Below are 16,447 nucleotides of genomic sequence, written 5' to 3' on the forward strand. Positions count from 1 at the left end.
CTACACATCAGAAGCGGGCAAAGGAAGGACCGCGGTGACGGCGCAAGGCGCCGACACCGCGGGGATCGCGACGGCGAACGGTTTACTCCACGGTCACGGACTTGGCGAGGTTACGCGGCTGGTCGACGTCAGTGCCCTTGAGCACCGCGACGTAGTAGGACAGCAGCTGCAGCGGCACAGTGTAGAGGATCGGCGCCAGGCAATCGTGGATCGCCGGCATGCCCACCACGTGGGTGCCTTCGCCATTGGCGATACCGCTGCCGCCTTCGGCGAAGACCACCAGTTCACCGCCACGGGCGCGCACTTCCTGCAGGTTGGATTTGAGCTTCTCCAGCAGTTCGTTGTTCGGCGCCACGGTGACCACCGGCATGTCGGCGTCCACCAGGGCCAGAGGGCCGTGCTTGAGTTCGCCGGCCGGATAGGCCTCGGCGTGGATGTAGGAGATTTCCTTGAGCTTCAGCGCACCTTCCATCGCCACCGGGTATTGCGCGCCACGGCCGAGGAACAGGGTGTGGTGCTTCTCGGCGAACAGCTCGCTGATCTTCTCCACCACCTTATCCATTGCCAGGGCTTCTTCCAGGCGGGTCGGCAGGCGGCGCAGCTCGGCCACCAGTTCAGCCTCAACGCCGTCGTTCAGGCGCTTCTGCACCTGGCCGATGCCCAGGGTCAGCAGCAGCAGGGCGACCAGTTGGGTGGTGAAGGCCTTGGTCGAGGCCACGCCGATTTCCGGGCCGGCATTGGTCAGCAGAGTCATTTCCGACTCGCGCACCAGCGAACTGGTGGCGACGTTGCAGATGGCCAGGCTGGAGAGGAAGCCCAGTTCCTTGGCATAGCGCAGGGCGGCCAGGGTGTCGGCGGTTTCGCCGGACTGGGAAATGGTGACGAACAGCGAATCCGGATGGACCGCGACCTTGCGGTAACGGAACTCACTGGCCACTTCGACCTGGCAGGGAATGCCAACCAGGCTTTCCAGCCAGTACCGGGCCACCATGCCGGCGTGGTAGCTGGTGCCGCAGGCGACGATCTGCACATTGCGCACCTTGGCCAGCAGTTCGCGGGCCTGGGGGCCGAAATTGTCCACCAGCACCTGCTCGGTGCCCAGGCGACCTTCCAGGGTGCGCTGCACCACGGAGGGCTGCTCATGGATCTCCTTGAGCATGAAGTGGCGGTACTCGCCCTTGTCGGCGGCCTCGGCGCCTTCGTGATAACGCACGGCCTCGCGCTGCACCGGATTGCCCTTCACGTCCCACAGCTGGATGCTGTCGCGGCGAATCTCGGCGATGTCGCCTTCTTCCAGATAAATGAAGCGGTCGGTGACCTGGCGCAGGGCCAACTGGTCGGATGCCAGGAAGTTTTCACCCAGGCCCAGGCCGATCACCAGCGGGCTGCCGCTGCGGGCGGCGAGGATTCGATCCGGCTGCCTGGCGCTGATCACCGCCAGGCCATAGGCACCGTGCAGTTCGCTGACCGCGGCCTTGAGCGCGACGGTGAGATCGCCCATCTCGCTCAGGCGCAGGTGCAGCAGGTGGACGATGACTTCGGTGTCGGTCTGCGACGTGAACACGTAGCCACGCGCCTTGAGCATTTCGCGCAGCGCATCGTGGTTCTCGATGATGCCGTTGTGCACCACCGCCAGCTCGCCATGGGAGAAGTGCGGGTGGGCGTTGTCCTCGGTGGGCGCGCCATGGGTGGCCCAGCGGGTATGGGCAATGCCCAGGCGGCCGAGCAGCGGCTGCTCCTCGATGGCCTGCTCCAGGCTGGACACCTTGCCGGCGCGGCGGCGGCGTTCCAGCGCGCCGGAACCTTCGACTACCGCCACCCCGGCACTGTCATAGCCACGGTACTCGAGGCGCTTGAGGCCTTCGACGAGGATCGGGGTCACATTACGTTCGGCGATGGCGCCTACGATTCCACACATGGATTGGCTCTCCTTTTCAGTCTTCGCAGCGCGCGCGGATCACTTTCACGCCACGCGCCTGGATCAGTTCGAACGCCTCGTCACTCAGGCGTTCGTCGGTAATCAGGATCTGGACGCTGCTCCAGGGCAGTTCCAGGTTGGGGATACGGCGACCCAGCTTGTCCGCCTCGGCCATCACGATCACTTCGCGGGCGACCTCGGCCATGACCCGGCTGAGCCCCAGCAACTCATTGAAGGTGGTGGTGCCGCGCTCGATGTCCAGGCCGGTGGCGCCGATGAACAGCTGGTCGAAGTCGTAGGAACGCAGCACCTGCTCGGCGACCTGGCCCTGGAAGGACTCGGAGTGCGGGTCCCAGGTTCCGCCCGTCATCAGCAGCACCGGCTCGCGCTCCAGCTCGCGCAGGGCGTTGGCGACACTCAGGGAGTTGGTCATCACCACCAGGCCCGGCTTGCGCCCCAGCTCGGGAATCAACGCCGCGGTGGTGCTGCCGCTGTCGATGATGATCCGCGCATGCTCGCGGATGCAGCTCGCCGCGGCCCGGGCGATGGCCTGCTTGTAGCGCGACAGCGGCTGGCTCGGCTCGCCGATCAGCTCATGCGGCATCGGTACCGCGCCACCATAGCGGCGCAGCAGCAGGCCATTGCCTTCGAGGGCGGCCAAGTCCTTGCGGATGGTGACCTCGGAGGTGGCGAAACGGTGCGCGAGGTCGTCCACGCTGACCTCGCCCTGTTCGGCGAGCAGCGCCAGGATGTCGTGGCGGCGTTGCGGCGTGTTGCGTTTCGACATGAACGATTAAGTTTCGATTCGAAAGATAAGTGTGCGAATCAAAACCCAAGAACTTTCGTTCGTCAAGATTTGATGGCGTGAATGGAAAGTTTTTCTGTAGGGCATACAACCGTTCGCGGTTGTACGCCCTACGGGAACACCGAGCGGGGCTCAGTCCACTTCCAGCCGATTGCGCCCGCCCCGCTTGGCGCGGTACAGCGCCTGGTCGGCGCGCTCGAAGGCCACATCACCACGCTCGCCGGCTCGGAAGGCCGTCAAGCCGGCCGAGCAGGTGATCACCAGACGCTCGCCCTTGAAGTGGAACGGGCAGGCTTCCACCGCGCCACGCAGCAGGTCGAGCAGCCGCTGGCCGCCTTCCAGGGGCGTTGCGGGCAGCAGCACGACGAACTCCTCGCCGCCGAAGCGGGCGATGAAGTCGGTCTTGCGCAGGCGCTTGGAAAGCTCCGTGGCAATGATCTTCAGTACCTTGTCGCCGGCCAGGTGGCCGAAGTCGTCGTTGATGCGCTTGAAGTGGTCCACATCCATGATCGCCAGCAGCAGATCGCCGCCGGAGCGCTCCCAGCGCGCCACTTCCTGCTCCAGGCGCTCGATCAGCGCGGCGCGGTTGGGCAGGCCGGTGAGCGCGTCGGTCATGGCCTTCTGGCGCTGGTCCTCGATGTTGGCCTTGAAGGTCTGGGCTTCGGCTTCCATGCTCGCCACCCGCGTCATCAGCGACTGGATACGCTCGCCCACTTCGCGCTCACGGGCTTCACGCTCCTCGCGGAACTGGTCCATGGTCCCGACCAGCCCTTGCAGGCGGCTTTCCACATGGCGCTTGAGGCTCTCGAGGTCAGTGGCCTCCAGCACGCTGTCCTTCAGCCCGCTGACGTGCTCGCGCAGCGTGTCGTCCAGGCTGCGGGCGCTGGAGCTGGCGCCGGCGTGGTTGTCATGTACGGCCTGCAGTCCGTCGAGGAAGGCGCCCAGGCGCTCGTTGAGCTGGTGCAGGTAGCCTTCGAACTCGCGCTGCCCGCTGTCGTTGAGCGACAGCACCAGCGCCGCCAGGTCATCCAGCACCGGCACCAGTTCGTACCAGTTGAGGCTGCCGTGAATGCGCGTGCGCAGGGCATCGGCCTGGGGCTGATGGGTCATCGGCAGGTGCATTTCGTCCAGCAGGTGCAGCAGGCTGGCTTCGATATGCGGAGCGACTGCGCTGTAGCCCGGCTCCGGGCGCGCCGGCAGGGCGTAGGGGTCGGCTGCCTCGGCGGGTTCACCGAAAAGGCCGGGGGGCAATGGCAGGCTGTCGAGCAGGGCCGGAGCGGACGTTACGCCGGGAGATACGGCCGGCACTTCGGCAATCACCGGGCTGGTCGCCACATTGGCCTGTTCGGCAACGGGCTCGACCGGTGCAGGTGCCAGGGATTCGGCCTGGTGCGCCACTGCTTCGCCCAGCACCGTCGCCTCGGCCACGGCGACAGTCGCCGCCAGCGGCTCTTCCGGCGCATCGGCGGCCGCTTCACGACCACCGAACAGGCGTTGCAGCAGGCCGGGGCGCTGCTCGCCGCCAGCGCCGTAGAAGTGCTCCAGTACCCGACGTTGCAAACCACTCAGCTCAGACAGCAGCGCCGGCAACTCGCGGGAGCTGCTGGCTCGCGCGGCGATGTCCCGGGCGAAGCTCTTCAGCGGCTTGCGCACCTCTCCCGGCAGCTCCAGCGCCAGCAGTTGCTGGGCGAGCTGGGAGAGTGCCGCGATGTTCTGTTCGATACGCTGCTGGCGGCGCTGTTCGGAGTCGAGCACCGCACGTTCCAGTTGCGGAATCAGGCGGGCAAGGCCGGCGTCCATCTCGTCGCGGCGCAGGACCTCGCGCAGCTCCTTCATGCAGGCGTCCACCGCCTTGTCGCTGCCTTCGGCTGCGAGGCTGCTGCGCACCAGGCCGCGGCGCAGCAGGTCGACGCGGGCGTTCCAGCGCCGTTCGAGCTTTTCCTGCTGTTCGAGGTTATCGAGATACTTCTGTTTCCAGCGTGGCTCGGCTTCGCGACTCATTCAGGGGCCTCGCCGCGCAACGCAAGCGACGAGGAGGTGCGCAAGGCATCCGGCAAACGGATTTCCACAGCCACCGGAAGGTGATCGGAAATCGGTTGCGGCAGGACGCTGACGCGCTCCAGCGCCAGCTCGGAACTGAGCAGGATATGGTCCAGGCAGCGCTGCGGGCGCCAGCTGGGGAAGGTGGCTTCCACTTGCGGCGCGATCAGCCCGAGATCGCGCAGGGGCGAGCTTTCCAGCAGATCGGCGGCGTGGGTGTTCATGTCGCCCATCAGCACCTGGTGGCGGTAGCCCTGCAGCAGTTCGCGGATGTAGGCGAGCTGGCGGGTGCGGGTTCGCGCACCCAGGGCCAGGTGCATCATCACCACCGCGAGGGCATCCTCGCCTTCGCCGAAGCGCATGAGGATCGCACCGCGTCCGGGCGGGCCGGGCAGCGGATGGTCTTCCAGGGCGGTGGGCTGCAGGCGGCTGAGCAGGCCGTTGCTGTGCTGGGCGATACGCCCGAGATTGCGGTTGAGCTGCTGGTACCAGTAGGGGAAGGCACCGAGCTGGGCCAGGTGCTCGACCTGGTTGATGTTGCCGGAGCGGATGCTGCCGCCGTCGGCCTCCTGCAGTGCGACCACGTCGTAGTCGGCGAGCAGCTCGCCAATGCGCTGCAGGTTGCTGGCCCGCCCCGCGGTCGGCAGCAGGTGCTGCCAGCCGCGAGTCAGGTAATGCCGGTACCGCTCGGTGCTGATACCGACCTGGATATTGAAGCTGAGCAGGCGGAGCCGGCCGTCGTCGGGCAAGCCGGAGGCGCTCCCCTGGACGGGATTCACCTTCGGGACGCAGGCCCCTGCGACACGATCGCGAGTCCGCCGGCGCAGCATCGCCAGCTCCTTACTGAGCGGCCTTGGCGGCGGCGCGTTCCTTGGCGATCAGCTGGTCAGCCAGCTCCAGCGCGGCGTCCGGGCTGCCGGCCGAACCGATGTCGAAGCGGTACTTGCCGTTGACGACCATGGTCGGTACGCCGCTGATCTGGTAGGCCATTGCCAGTTTCTTGGCCTTCTCGATCTGGCCCTTGATGGCGAAGGAGTTGTAGGTGCTGAGGAACTTGTCCTTGTCCAGGCCCTGCTCAGCCACGAAGGCGGCCATTTCTTCCGGGGTGGTCAGGCTCTTGGGGTTGTTGTGCAGCTTTTCGAAGATCGCATGGTGAACCTTCTGCTCCACGCCCATGGATTCCAGGGTCAGGTACAGCTGGCCGTGGATGTTCCACAGGCCGCCGAACATGGCGGGGATGCGCACGAAGTGCACATCGGCCGGCAGCTTCTCGATCCACGGATTGATGGTCGGCTCGAAGGCGTAGCAATGCGGGCAACCGTACCAGAACAACTCCACCACCTCGATCTTGCCCGGCTGGGACACAGGCACGGCCTGGCTCAGCTCGGTGTAGCTCTTGCCAGCTTCGAACTCGGTGGCATTCGCGTTGAGGGCGAACAGGCCGGCAAAGGCAAGCGCGGCGGTGAAAATCAGGTTACGCATGGTTCACTCCTTGGCTGAGCGGATCCGCCTCGCTCGGGCGCGGCGGGATGAAGCGGATTTGACCTGGGGCGCCAGGCACGGTTCCAGCATTGTAGTGGCGGCGGATGCGAAAAAGGGCGGCCGAAGCCACCCTTTTTTCATCCCGGCGATTTCCGCCCGGCGCGCCGCTTAGTGCAGGCCTTCGATGTAGCTGGAGATCGCGGCGATGTCCTTGTTGGACAGCTTGGCGGCGATGCTGCGCATGATCATGGCGTCGCCGTCGTTGGTGCGCTCGCCTTCGCGGAAGGCGGTCAGCTGCTTGGCGGTGTAGGCCGAGTGCTGGCCACCCAGGTGCGGGAAGCCGGCAGCGGCGTTGCCCAGGCCGCTGGGGTTGTGGCAACCGGTGCAGGCCGGCATGCCTTCGGACAGCTTGCCGCCACGGAACAGGGCTTCGCCCTGGGCGACAAGTTTCGGATCGGCCATGCCGATGCTGGTGTTCTGGCTGGAGAAGTAGGCAGCGATGTCGGCCATGTCCTGATCGCTGACGTTGGTCAGAATGCCGGTCATTTCCAGCACGGTGCGGCGACCTTCCTTGATGTCGTGCATCTGCTTGAGCAGGTAACGCTCACCCTGGCCGGCCAGTTTCGGGAAGTTCGGCGCCATGCTGTTGCCATCGGCGCCATGGCAGGCGCCGCACACAGCAGCTTTCGCCTGACCGGCCTTGGCATCGCCAGCGGCGTGCGCAACGCCGGTAAGGCCCAGGGTCAACAGCAGACTCACGATCAATTTGTTCATCAGCTAATCCAATAACGGCTAAGGGTGAAAGAGTAGGGCTTCCGGGATTACTTGGACATCCACTGGATGATGGCCTGGTAATCCTCGGCGCTGCAGTCGGTGCACAGGCCGCGAGGAGGCATCGCGTTGAAACCGTTGGTCACATGTTGCACCAGCGTGTCCATGCCCTTTTCCAGGCGCGGCTTCCACGCTGCGGCGTCGCCCTTCTTCGGCGCCATCGGCAACTGGCCACTGTGGCAGGCGCCACAGGCTCGGTTGAACACGGCTTCCGGATCCTGAGCGGCCTGAGCGCTGGTGGCCAGCGCGGCAACGATGGCTGCGAACAGCAGTTTCTTCATGATTATCCTCATCGTCTGGGAACGTCCGCGTTCTGATGCGCGGGCTAATGGGGTCCCCGTGGCGCCCGACCCTGGGGGATAAAGCGCACACAAAATCCGCGGCATTATATACTTCCAATGCCGAAACGGAAACGAGCCCGCTCCCCGCGACACCTGGTCGCACCCCTCTGCGAAGATGCCAATGTCCTCGATGAACCCTGCGAAAAACCCGATTCTCGGCCTGTGCCAACAGGCCACTTTCCTCATCAGCGCCGCCAAGGTGAACCAATGCCCGGAAGACACCGGCCTGGAAGTCGCCTTCGCCGGCCGCTCCAACGCAGGCAAGTCCAGCGCGCTGAACGCCCTGACCCATGCGAACCTGGCGCGCACCTCCAAAACCCCGGGCCGCACCCAGCTGCTGAACTTCTTCCGCCTGGATGACGAACGCCGCCTGGTCGACCTGCCCGGCTACGGCTACGCCAAGGTGCCGATCCCGCTGAAGCTGCACTGGCAGCAGCACCTGGAGGCCTACCTGAGCAGCCGCAACGCCCTCGCCGGCGTGGTGCTGCTGATGGATATCCGCCACCCGCTGACCGATTTCGACCGCCTGATGCTGGACTGGGCCCAGGCCAGCCGGCTGCCGATCCACGTGCTGCTGACCAAGGCCGACAAGCTCGCCTTCGGCGCGGCGAAGAACGCGCTGCTCAAGGTGCGCAAGGAAATCCAGCAGGGCTGGGGCGATGTCGCCACCCTGCAGCTGTTCTCCGCGCCCAAGCGCCAGGGCGTGGAAGAGGCACAGATGGTCCTGGCCGGCTGGCTGGGGCTGCTGGATGACGAGGAAGAGGAGGCCGGCGAGGAAGCCTGAGGGCAAATCGCAGGCAAAAAAAACCCCGAGCTTCGTATGGGGAGGGGGAAGTTCGGGGTTTAAGTCCGGACCGCTAGGGCGGGGTCCAGTAATCTGCCAACACTAAACACTGCAAAGGAGCATCGAAGGGCTTCACCAGCCATTCACGTGTTCTGACTGGGGCCTTTGCGGGAAAGTTCAGCAGGCCACGAAAATATTTTCCGCAAGCCCCTGAACTACCGCTCATCGGCCGAGTGAGAGGCCCGCCACCCGGGCCTCTCGACCGTTCGTCAGTGTGCCTCGTCCCAGTTCGCCCCCACGCCGGCCTCGACCACCAGCGGCACGTCCAGCTCCGCCGCGCCGCTCATCAGCGGGCGGATGGTGTCGCTGACCTGCTGTACCAGGTCCTCGCGCACCTCCAGCACCAGTTCGTCGTGCACCTGGAGAATCACGCGGGCGTCGATCCCGCTGTCCTGCAGCCAGTTATCCACAGCCACCATGGCGCGTTTCATGATGTCCGCGGCGGTTCCCTGCATGGGCGCGTTGATCGCGGTGCGTTCGGCGGCCTTGCGCATGGCGGCGTTCTTCGAGGCGATTTCCGGCAGGTACAGGCGGCGGCCGAACAGCGTCTCGACGAAGCCCTGCTCGGCGGCCTGGGCGCGGGTGCGCTCCATGTAGGCGAGCACGCCGGGATAGCGGGCGAAATAGCGGTCGATGTAGGCCTGGGCCTCCTTGCGCTCGACGCCGATCTGCTTGGCCAGGCCGAAGGCGCTCATGCCGTAGATCAGGCCGAAGTTGATCGCCTTGGCGCTGCGGCGCTGGTCGGAGGTGACCTCATCCAGCGGCACGCCGAAGACTTCGGCGGCGGTGGCGCGGTGCACGTCGCGGTCGTGGCGGAAGGCGTCCAGCAGGCCTTCGTCCTTGGCCAGGTGGGCCATGATGCGCAGTTCGATCTGCGAGTAGTCCGCCGCCAGCAGATTGTAGCCCTTGGGCGCGACGAAGGCCTGGCGGATACGCCGGCCCTCGGCGGTGCGGATCGGGATGTTCTGCAGGTTCGGGTCGCTGGAGGACAGCCGGCCGGTCGCCGCCACCGCCTGATGGTAGCTGGTGTGGATACGTCCGGTACGCGGGTTGATCTGCTCCGGCAGCTTGTCGGTGTAGGTGCTCTTGAGCTTGCTCAGGGAGCGGTACTGCATGATCACCTTGGGCAGCTCGTAGTCCTGCTCGGCTAGGTCGGCGAGGACATTCTCGGCGGTGGACGGCTGGCCGGTGGCGGTCTTGGCCAGCACCGGCAGGCCGAGCTTTTCATAAAGGATGGCGCCCAGCTGCTTGGGCGAGCCGAGGTTGAACTCCTGCCCGGCCAGGTCATAGGCCTTGCGTTCCAGCTCGACCATCTTCTCGCCCAGTTCGACGCTCTGCCTGCCCAGCAGGTTGGCGTCGACCAGCGCGCCGTTGCGCTCGATGCGCGCCAGCACCGGCACCAGCGGCATCTCGATCTCGGTCAGGACCTTCTCCAGCGACGGGATGGCCTGCAGCCTGGCCCACAGGGTCTGGTGCAGGCGCAGGGTCACGTCGGCATCCTCGGCCGCGTAGGGGCCGGCCTGCTCGATGGCGATCTGGTCGAAGGTCAGCTGCTTGGCGCCCTTGCCGGCGATGTCCTCGAAGCGGATGGTGCTGTGGCCCAGGTACTTGAGCGCCAGGCTGTCCATGTCGTGGCGGGTCGCGGTGGAGTCCAGCACGTAGGATTCGAGCATGGTGTCGTAGGCGATGCCCTGCACGGCGATGGGCGTCGAGGCGTTGGCCAGGACGTTCATGTCGTACTTGGCGTGCTGGCCGACCTTGCGCTTCTTCGGGTCTTCCAGCAGCGGCTTGAGCGCGCGGAGCACGGCGTCGCGGTCCAGCTGCGCCGGCACGCCCATATAACTGTGGGCCAGCGGCACGTAGGCGGCCTCGCCTTCCTTGACCGCGAAGGACACGCCCACCACCTGCGCCTGCTGCGGGTCGATGCTGGTGGTCTCGGTGTCGAAGGCGATCAGGTCGGCGGCTTCCAGCTTCTTCAGCCAGGCGTCGAACTCGGCCTGCTCCAGCACGGTGTCGTACTGGGCGGTGGCCTGGATCGACACGGCCTCGGCGTCGCCGCCGCCCTCGTCCTTGGCCTCGCGCAGCAGGTCGTCCAGCCAGTTCTTGAATTCCAGCTCGCGGTACAGGCCGATCAGCGCCTCGCGCTGCGGCTCGCCCGGATGCAGCGCATCGACTTCGACGTCCAGTTCGACGTCGGTCTTGATGGTCGCCAGCTCGTAGGAGAGGAACGCCATCTCGCGATGCTCTTCCAGCTTGGCCGGCAGGCTCTTGGCGCCGCGGATCGGCAGCTCGGGCACCTTGTCCAGGCTGGCGTAGAGCACATCCAGGCCGCCACCGACGCCGACCAGCAGGCCCAGCGCGGTTTTCTCGCCCACGCCGGGCACGCCCGGAATGTTGTCCACCTTGTCGCCCATCAGTGCGAGGTAATCGATGATCAGCTCAGGACCGACACCGAATTTCTCTTTTACGCCATCGGGGTCGAGCACGCTTCCGGTCATGGTGTTGACCAACGTAATGTGCCCATCGACCAACTGCGCCATGTCCTTGTCACCGGTGGAGATCACCACCGCCCGCCCCGCCGCGGCGCTGCGCCGGGCCAGGGTGCCGATCACGTCGTCCGCCTCCACGCCTTCCACGCACAACAGCGGCAGGCCCAGCGCCCGCACACTGGCGTGCAGCGGCTCGACCTGCACGCGCAGCTCGTCCGGCATCGACGGGCGATTGGCCTTGTACTCGGCGAAGAGCGCGTCGCGGAAGGTCGGGCCCTTGGCGTCGAACACCACCGCGAAGGGGCTGTCGGGGTACTGCTTGCGCAGACTCTTGAGCATGTTCAGCACGCCCTTCACCGCGCCGGTCGGCATGCCGGTGGAGGTGGTCAGCGGCGGCAGGGCATGGAAGGCGCGATACAGGTAGGAAGAGCCGTCCACGAGGACGAGGGGTGCTTGGCTCATGAGGGGAATCAACCTTTTCAGAAGGGCTCGGGCTAAACTGTCCGTAGCCAATTCGACAAAGGGACAAGGTTATCATGCGTACGTTGAACCGCCTGTTGCTCGCCGCTGTGCTGGGTCTTGGCGCGACTTCCGTCATGGCGGCGGACGATGCACCCTCGCCGGAACCGGATGTAACCATCCGCCAGGAGGGCGACAAGACCATCCAGGAATACCGTGTGAACGGTTTCCTCTACGCCATCAAGGTCACCCCCAAGCACGGCAAGCCGTACTTCCTGGTGCGCCAGGACGGCAGCGACGGCAACTTCATCCGCTCGGACCAACCGGACAAGCTGATCCCGCAGTGGCAGATCTTCAGCTGGTAAACCCATTCACCCACGACGCTCCAGAGGATTGAGCATGTCGGTATTCACACCTCTGGAACGTCCCGTTCTTGAAGAGTTCCTCGCCCCCTATGGCCTCGGCCGCCTGCATGATTTCCGTGGCATTGCCGAGGGTTCGGAAAACAGCAACTTCTTCGTCAGCATGGAGCAGGGCGAGTTCGTCCTGACCCTGGTCGAACGCGGTCCGGTGCAGGAAATGCCGTTCTTCATCGAGCTGCTCGACGTGCTGCACGACGCCGACCTGCCGGTGCCCTATGCGCTGCGCACGAAGGATGGCGAGGCGCTGCGCCAGCTCGAAGGCAAGCCGGCGCTGCTGCAGCCGCGCCTGCCGGGCCGGCATGAACGCACACCGAACAACCACCATTGCCAGGAAGTCGGCAACCTGCTGGCCCGCCTGCACCTGGCAACCCGCGGACGCATCATCGAGCGTCCGAGCGATCGCGGCCTGAGCTGGATGCTGCATGAAGGCCAGGCCTTCCAGTCGCACCTTTCCGGCACTGCCGCCACGCTGCTGGCCGACGCCCTGGAAGAAATCGCCCGCCTGCTCGCCGAGCAGCCGGCGCTGCCGCGCGCCAACCTGCACGCCGACCTGTTCCGCGACAATGTGCTGTTCGACGGCCCGCACCTGGCCGGGCTGATCGACTTCTACAACGCCTGCTCGGGCTGGATGCTCTATGACCTGGCGATCACCGTGAACGACTGGTGCTCCACCGAAGACGGCGCCCTCGACGGCCCGCGCGCCCGCGCGCTGCTGGCGGCCTATGCGGCCAAGCGGCCGTTCACCGCGCTGGAAGCCGAGCTGTGGCCGGAGATGCTGCGGGTGGCCTGCGTGCGTTTCTGGCTGTCGCGGCTGATCGCAGCCGAAGCCTTTGCCGGCCAGGATGTGCTGATCCATGACCCGAGCGAGTTCGAGCGGCGCCTGGCGAAGCGGCAGAAGGTGGAGATTCATTTGCCGTTTGCGCTGTAAGCGGCAGATCTTCGTAGGAGCGGACTCCGTCCGCGATAGCCATGGCACCGGCCTGCCGACCGGATCGCGGATAAATCCGCTCCTACGAGAGCTCTGCACACCGTAGGGCGTACAACCGTTCGCGGTTGTACGCCGACATTCCGCGCCCCACGCTAATTCCAGGATCCAGTTTGGATCTCCTGGGCATATGCCCTACGCACGGAGGCTTGAATCAGCCAGCCTCGTGACAACGAACGATCTCTTTGCCCAACGTAGCGCCCCGGTTCAACAGCGTATCCAATCGCTCGTTAACGTTTCGGATTTCGTCAGCAGAAATCCGATGCCCGTTCTCCGGATGAATGATTAGGTCGTTGATACTTCCCATGCCACCGAATGCATTTAGAAAATGCTCTACGCCGTAGAAATCTCGCTCTCGCAGACGACAAGCATCTCTCTCCAGCCAATGAGCCCAGTGCATCTCACCAGCCGCATGGAGTAAGGCGACAAGCTCATCGAGAATATTCAGCAGCTCTGTCGTTTTGGGACCCATGAGCAGTTGCTCCTTGCAGTAGAGCCAGCAGCCCCAATCTTGGGCTGAAATCTTTAGACGTATTCTCCGCTAACCGAGAATTTACCCACGCGACGCATGCGGGAGCGAAGATCCAACCCGGAGCAGGCATCCCTGCCGTGACTCCTCTGCTCAAGTTCAACCCCGGCCCGGCCATCCATGGCCGGTCGTTCGCCGGGCGACGCATGCGTCGCAAAGACTCCGGCTCACCCCGCTCACCCACACTTCGAATGCCCGCAGTTGAGACAGGTGGCGCACCCATCCATCTGCACCACCGCCATGGTGTTGCACTTGCCGCATAGCTGCGCGCCAGCGGGGAAGCCTTCGCCAGGCTCGGCCTTGTTGGTGCCCTGCGCCGCTTCATAGGCCGCACGTTTCTCGGCCAGGTACAGGCGCTGCTCCTCGTCCAGCTGCGGCCCCTCCATCAGGCCGATGGCGACCAGGTGGCGCTCCACCACGGCGCCGATCTCGGCGACGATGGAAGGCATGTAGACGCCGCCGCGCTTGAGGTAGCCGCCGCGCGGGTCGAACACGGCCTTCATCTCCTCCACCAGGAAGGTGCAATCGCCGCCCTTGCGGAACACCGCCGACATGATCCGGGTGAGCGCGACGATCCACTGGAAGTGGTCCATGTTCTTCGAGTTGATGAAGATCTCGAAGGGCCGGCGCTGCTCATAGGGGGTGTCCGGGTTGAGCACCACGTCGTTGATGGTCACGTACAACGCGTGCTCGAACAGCGGCGACTTGATCTTGTAGGTGGCGCCCACCAGCATTTCCGGCCGCTGCAGGGTCTCGTCCATCTTCACCACGGCGGCCGCCTGGGCGGCCTCGGCGCGAGCCTTTTCCTCGGCCACGTCCACCACCTGGAAGCCTTTGATCTTCTGGTTGATCTTGACACTCATCACGTCTCTCCAGGGGTATCAGTACTTGCCGTAATAGCCTTCTTTCAGGGCGTCGAAGAGGTTGGCGGCCGTGTGAATCTCGCCGTCGTACTCCACTTCCTCGTTGCCCCTGAACTCCACCACGCTGCCGTCTTCCAGCTCGAAGCGGTACACCGTCTTCTCCAGGTCCGCCTCCTTCACCAGCACGCCCTGGAAGGCCGCCGGGTTGAAGCGGAAGGTGGTGCAGCCCTTCAGGCCCTGGCGCCAGGCGTAGAGGTAGATGTCCTTGAACTGCTCGAACGGGTAGTCGGTGGGGACGTTGGCGGTCTTGGAGATCGACGAGTCGATCCACTTCTGCGCCGCCGCCTGGATGTCCACATGCTGCTGCGGACTGATGTCGTCGGCGGTGATGAAGTAGTCCGGCAGGCGATGCTTCTCCTCCTCGGCGTCCGGCACCGCGTGGCTGTCCACCTGGGCGCGGTAGGCCAGCAGCTCGTAGCTGTAGACCGAGATCTTCTCCTTGGTCTTGCGTCCGGCGCGGATCAGGTTGCGCGAATAGTGGTGGGCGAAGCTCGGCTCGATGCCGTTGGAGGCGTTGTTGGCCAGGCTCAGGCTGATGGTTCCGGTGGGCGCGATGGAGCTGTGGTGAGTGAAGCGCGCGCCCTGCTCGGCCAACTCGTTCACCAGCTGCGGCGCGTACTCGGCGACCCGCTGCATGTAGCGCGAGTACCTGGCGTGGAGTACCCGGCCGGCTACCTTGTCGCCGACCTTGTAGCCATCGTCGGCCATCTCCGGCCGCTTGCGCAGCATCTCGGCGGTCACTTCGTAGTCCTGCGCCAGGGCCGGCGCCGGGCCTTTCTCGCGGGACAGTTCCAGGGCCACTTCCCAGCCCACCAGGGCCATTTCCCGCGCCACTTCCTCGGTGAACACGCAGGCTTCCGGGCTGCCGTAGCGCAGCTTGAGCAGGGTCAGCGCCGAGCCCAGGCCGAGGAAGCCCATGCCATGACGACGCTTGCCGAGGATTTCCGCGCGCTGCTGCGCCAGCGGCAGGCCGTTGATTTCCACCACGTTGTCGAGCATGCGGGTGAAGACGCGGACGACTTCGCGGAAGCGCTCCCAGTCGAAGCGCGCGTTCTCGCCAAAGGGCTCATTCACGAAGCAGGTGAGGTTCACCGAGCCCAGCAGGCAGGAACCATACGGAGGCAGTGGCTGCTCGCCGCAGGGGTTGGTGGCGCGGATGGCCTCGCACCACCAGTTGTTGTTCAGCTCGTTGACCCGGTCGATGAGGATGAAGCCCGGCTCGGCATAGTCGTAGGTGGAGACCATGATCATGTCCCACAGGTGCCGCGCCCTGACCCGGCCGTAGACCCGGCAGGCCACCTGGCCGTCGTCGCGCACCAGGTATTCCTCGTGCACCGGCCAGTCGCGCCAGACCACCTGCTCGGCGTCTTCCAGGTCGACTTCGTCGCGTTCCTTCTGGTGCACCGGGAACACCAGCGGCCACTCCTCATCGGCCTCCACCGCAGCCATGAAGCCATCGGTGATCAGCAGGCTGAGGTTGAACTGGCGCAGGCGGCCGTCCTCGCGCTTGGCGCGGATGAACTCGCGGACGTCCGGGTGGCTGACGTCGAAGGTGCCCATCTGCGCGCCACGCCGCCCCCCGGCGGAGCTGACGGTGAAGCACATCTTGTCGTAGATATCCATGAAGGACAGCGGCCCGCTGGTGTGCGCGCCGGCCCCGGAAACATAGGCGCCGCGCGGGCGCAGGGTGCTGAATTCGTAGCCGATGCCACAGCCGGCCTTCAGCGTCAGCCCGGCCTCGTGGACCTTCTGCAGGATGTCGTCCATGGAGTCGCGGATGATCCCCGAGACGGTGCAGTTGATGGTCGAGGTGGCCGGCTTGTGCCCCTGGGCGCCGGCGTTGGAAATGATCCGCCCGGCCGGGATCGCACCATTGCGCAGGGCCCAGAGGAAGCGTTCGTACCAGTGCTCGCGCAGCGCCTTGTTGGCCTCGACCCCGGCCAGGGCGCGGGCGACCCGCTGCCAGGTCTCGTCGACGCTGGCGTCGATGGGTTTGCCGTCCTTGTGCTTCAGGCGGTATTTGCTGTCCCAGATATCCTGCGAAGCGGGTTGCAGGGCGAGGACTCCTTGGTCTGCGCCACGGGGGCGCGCATCGGTCTTGGCCATCCGGGAAATAACCTCCTGGCAGTTGGGTGGCAGGCACAACGGAGCGCGAGTAAACCCAATATGTGGGAGCCGAAAACTGACAGGCATCAATATGTAGTGCCGCAAGCTCCCAACAAGACAACATAGTCGGTTGGACGGCAGACGCTGCGATGGGGCCGGAGTTCCAGACGGTCGGCAGGTTTGGAGACAGGAGGAGAGGATTTTCGCTGAGGGCCGGGTGCGACGATCAGGCGCGGGGAAAACTGGGGTATTCGAACCGTAGGGCGTACAACC

14 protein-coding genes are annotated in these 16,447 nt (G+C 65.3%); 3 read left to right on the forward strand and 11 right to left on the reverse strand.

Annotation, left to right across the window (positions count from 1 at the left end; all coding sequences use genetic code 11):
• Positions 1 to 82: 82 nt before the first annotated feature.
• From glmS to J5M67_RS13540, 7 genes are all read right to left on the reverse strand, one after another.
• The gene (glmS, locus tag J5M67_RS13510; RefSeq protein ID WP_207885836.1) at positions 83 to 1,918 is read right to left on the reverse strand and encodes a glutamine--fructose-6-phosphate transaminase (isomerizing); all 1,836 of its coding nucleotides are present in this window, start codon (positions 1,916 to 1,918) and stop codon (positions 83 to 85) included.
• 16 nt (positions 1,919 to 1,934) lie between these two features.
• A complete protein-coding gene (locus J5M67_RS13515) occupies positions 1,935 to 2,705 on the reverse strand; it encodes a DeoR/GlpR family DNA-binding transcription regulator (RefSeq protein ID WP_207885837.1) in 771 nt (256 codons plus the stop codon).
• Between the two features lie 150 nt (positions 2,706 to 2,855).
• Entirely contained in the window at positions 2,856 to 4,724 is a 1,869-nt protein-coding gene (locus tag J5M67_RS13520; protein WP_207885838.1) for a GGDEF domain-containing protein, read from the reverse strand.
• Positions 4,721 to 5,593, reverse strand: coding sequence for an endonuclease/exonuclease/phosphatase family protein (locus tag J5M67_RS13525; RefSeq protein ID WP_207885839.1), 873 nt, complete (start codon positions 5,591 to 5,593; stop codon positions 4,721 to 4,723). The genes J5M67_RS13520 and J5M67_RS13525 overlap by 4 nt, the downstream gene beginning before the upstream one ends.
• A 10-nt stretch (positions 5,594 to 5,603) precedes the next feature.
• The gene (locus J5M67_RS13530) at positions 5,604 to 6,245 is read right to left on the reverse strand and encodes a thiol:disulfide interchange protein DsbA/DsbL (RefSeq protein WP_207885840.1); all 642 of its coding nucleotides are present in this window, start codon (positions 6,243 to 6,245) and stop codon (positions 5,604 to 5,606) included.
• A 168-nt stretch (positions 6,246 to 6,413) separates the two neighbouring features.
• Positions 6,414 to 7,019: a cytochrome c gene (locus J5M67_RS13535; protein WP_207885841.1), complete on the reverse strand. Its 606-nt coding sequence runs from the start codon at positions 7,017 to 7,019 to the stop codon at positions 6,414 to 6,416.
• 47 nt (positions 7,020 to 7,066) lie between these two features.
• A complete protein-coding gene (locus J5M67_RS13540) occupies positions 7,067 to 7,357 on the reverse strand; it encodes a cytochrome c5 family protein (RefSeq protein ID WP_207885842.1) in 291 nt (96 codons plus the stop codon).
• 190 nt (positions 7,358 to 7,547) lie between these two features.
• Here J5M67_RS13540 and yihA point away from each other — a divergent pair, with 190 nt between their 5' ends.
• Positions 7,548 to 8,201, forward strand: a complete 654-nt coding sequence (gene yihA / locus J5M67_RS13545) for a ribosome biogenesis GTP-binding protein YihA/YsxC (RefSeq protein WP_207885843.1) — start codon at positions 7,548 to 7,550, stop codon at positions 8,199 to 8,201.
• 269 nt (positions 8,202 to 8,470) lie between these two features.
• Here yihA and polA read toward each other — a convergent pair whose 3' ends face one another.
• Positions 8,471 to 11,212, reverse strand: a complete 2,742-nt coding sequence (polA, locus tag J5M67_RS13550; protein WP_207885844.1) for a DNA polymerase I — start codon at positions 11,210 to 11,212, stop codon at positions 8,471 to 8,473.
• A 74-nt stretch (positions 11,213 to 11,286) separates the two neighbouring features.
• Here polA and J5M67_RS13555 point away from each other — a divergent pair, with 74 nt between their 5' ends.
• Together J5M67_RS13555 and J5M67_RS13560 are read left to right on the forward strand one after the other, a co-directional pair.
• Positions 11,287 to 11,574, forward strand: coding sequence for a DUF2782 domain-containing protein (locus J5M67_RS13555; RefSeq protein ID WP_207885845.1), 288 nt, complete (start codon positions 11,287 to 11,289; stop codon positions 11,572 to 11,574).
• A gap of 34 nt (positions 11,575 to 11,608) precedes the next feature.
• A complete protein-coding gene (locus J5M67_RS13560; protein WP_207885846.1) occupies positions 11,609 to 12,559 on the forward strand; it encodes a homoserine kinase in 951 nt (316 codons plus the stop codon).
• A gap of 211 nt (positions 12,560 to 12,770) precedes the next feature.
• Here J5M67_RS13560 and J5M67_RS13565 read toward each other — a convergent pair whose 3' ends face one another.
• The 3 genes from J5M67_RS13565 to J5M67_RS13575 form a co-directional block, all read right to left on the reverse strand.
• The gene (locus J5M67_RS13565; protein WP_207885847.1) at positions 12,771 to 13,088 is read right to left on the reverse strand and encodes a hypothetical protein; all 318 of its coding nucleotides are present in this window, start codon (positions 13,086 to 13,088) and stop codon (positions 12,771 to 12,773) included.
• Between the two features lie 233 nt (positions 13,089 to 13,321).
• The gene (locus J5M67_RS13570; protein ID WP_207885848.1) at positions 13,322 to 14,011 is read right to left on the reverse strand and encodes an NrdJb; all 690 of its coding nucleotides are present in this window, start codon (positions 14,009 to 14,011) and stop codon (positions 13,322 to 13,324) included.
• 15 nt (positions 14,012 to 14,026) lie between these two features.
• Positions 14,027 to 16,261, reverse strand: a complete 2,235-nt coding sequence (locus tag J5M67_RS13575; RefSeq protein WP_207885849.1) for an adenosylcobalamin-dependent ribonucleoside-diphosphate reductase — start codon at positions 16,259 to 16,261, stop codon at positions 14,027 to 14,029.
• Positions 16,262 to 16,447: the final 186 nt, after the last annotated feature.

The organism is Pseudomonas sp. 30_B (assembly GCF_017491605.1).
Classification (GTDB): Bacteria; Pseudomonadota; Gammaproteobacteria; order Pseudomonadales; family Pseudomonadaceae; genus Pseudomonas.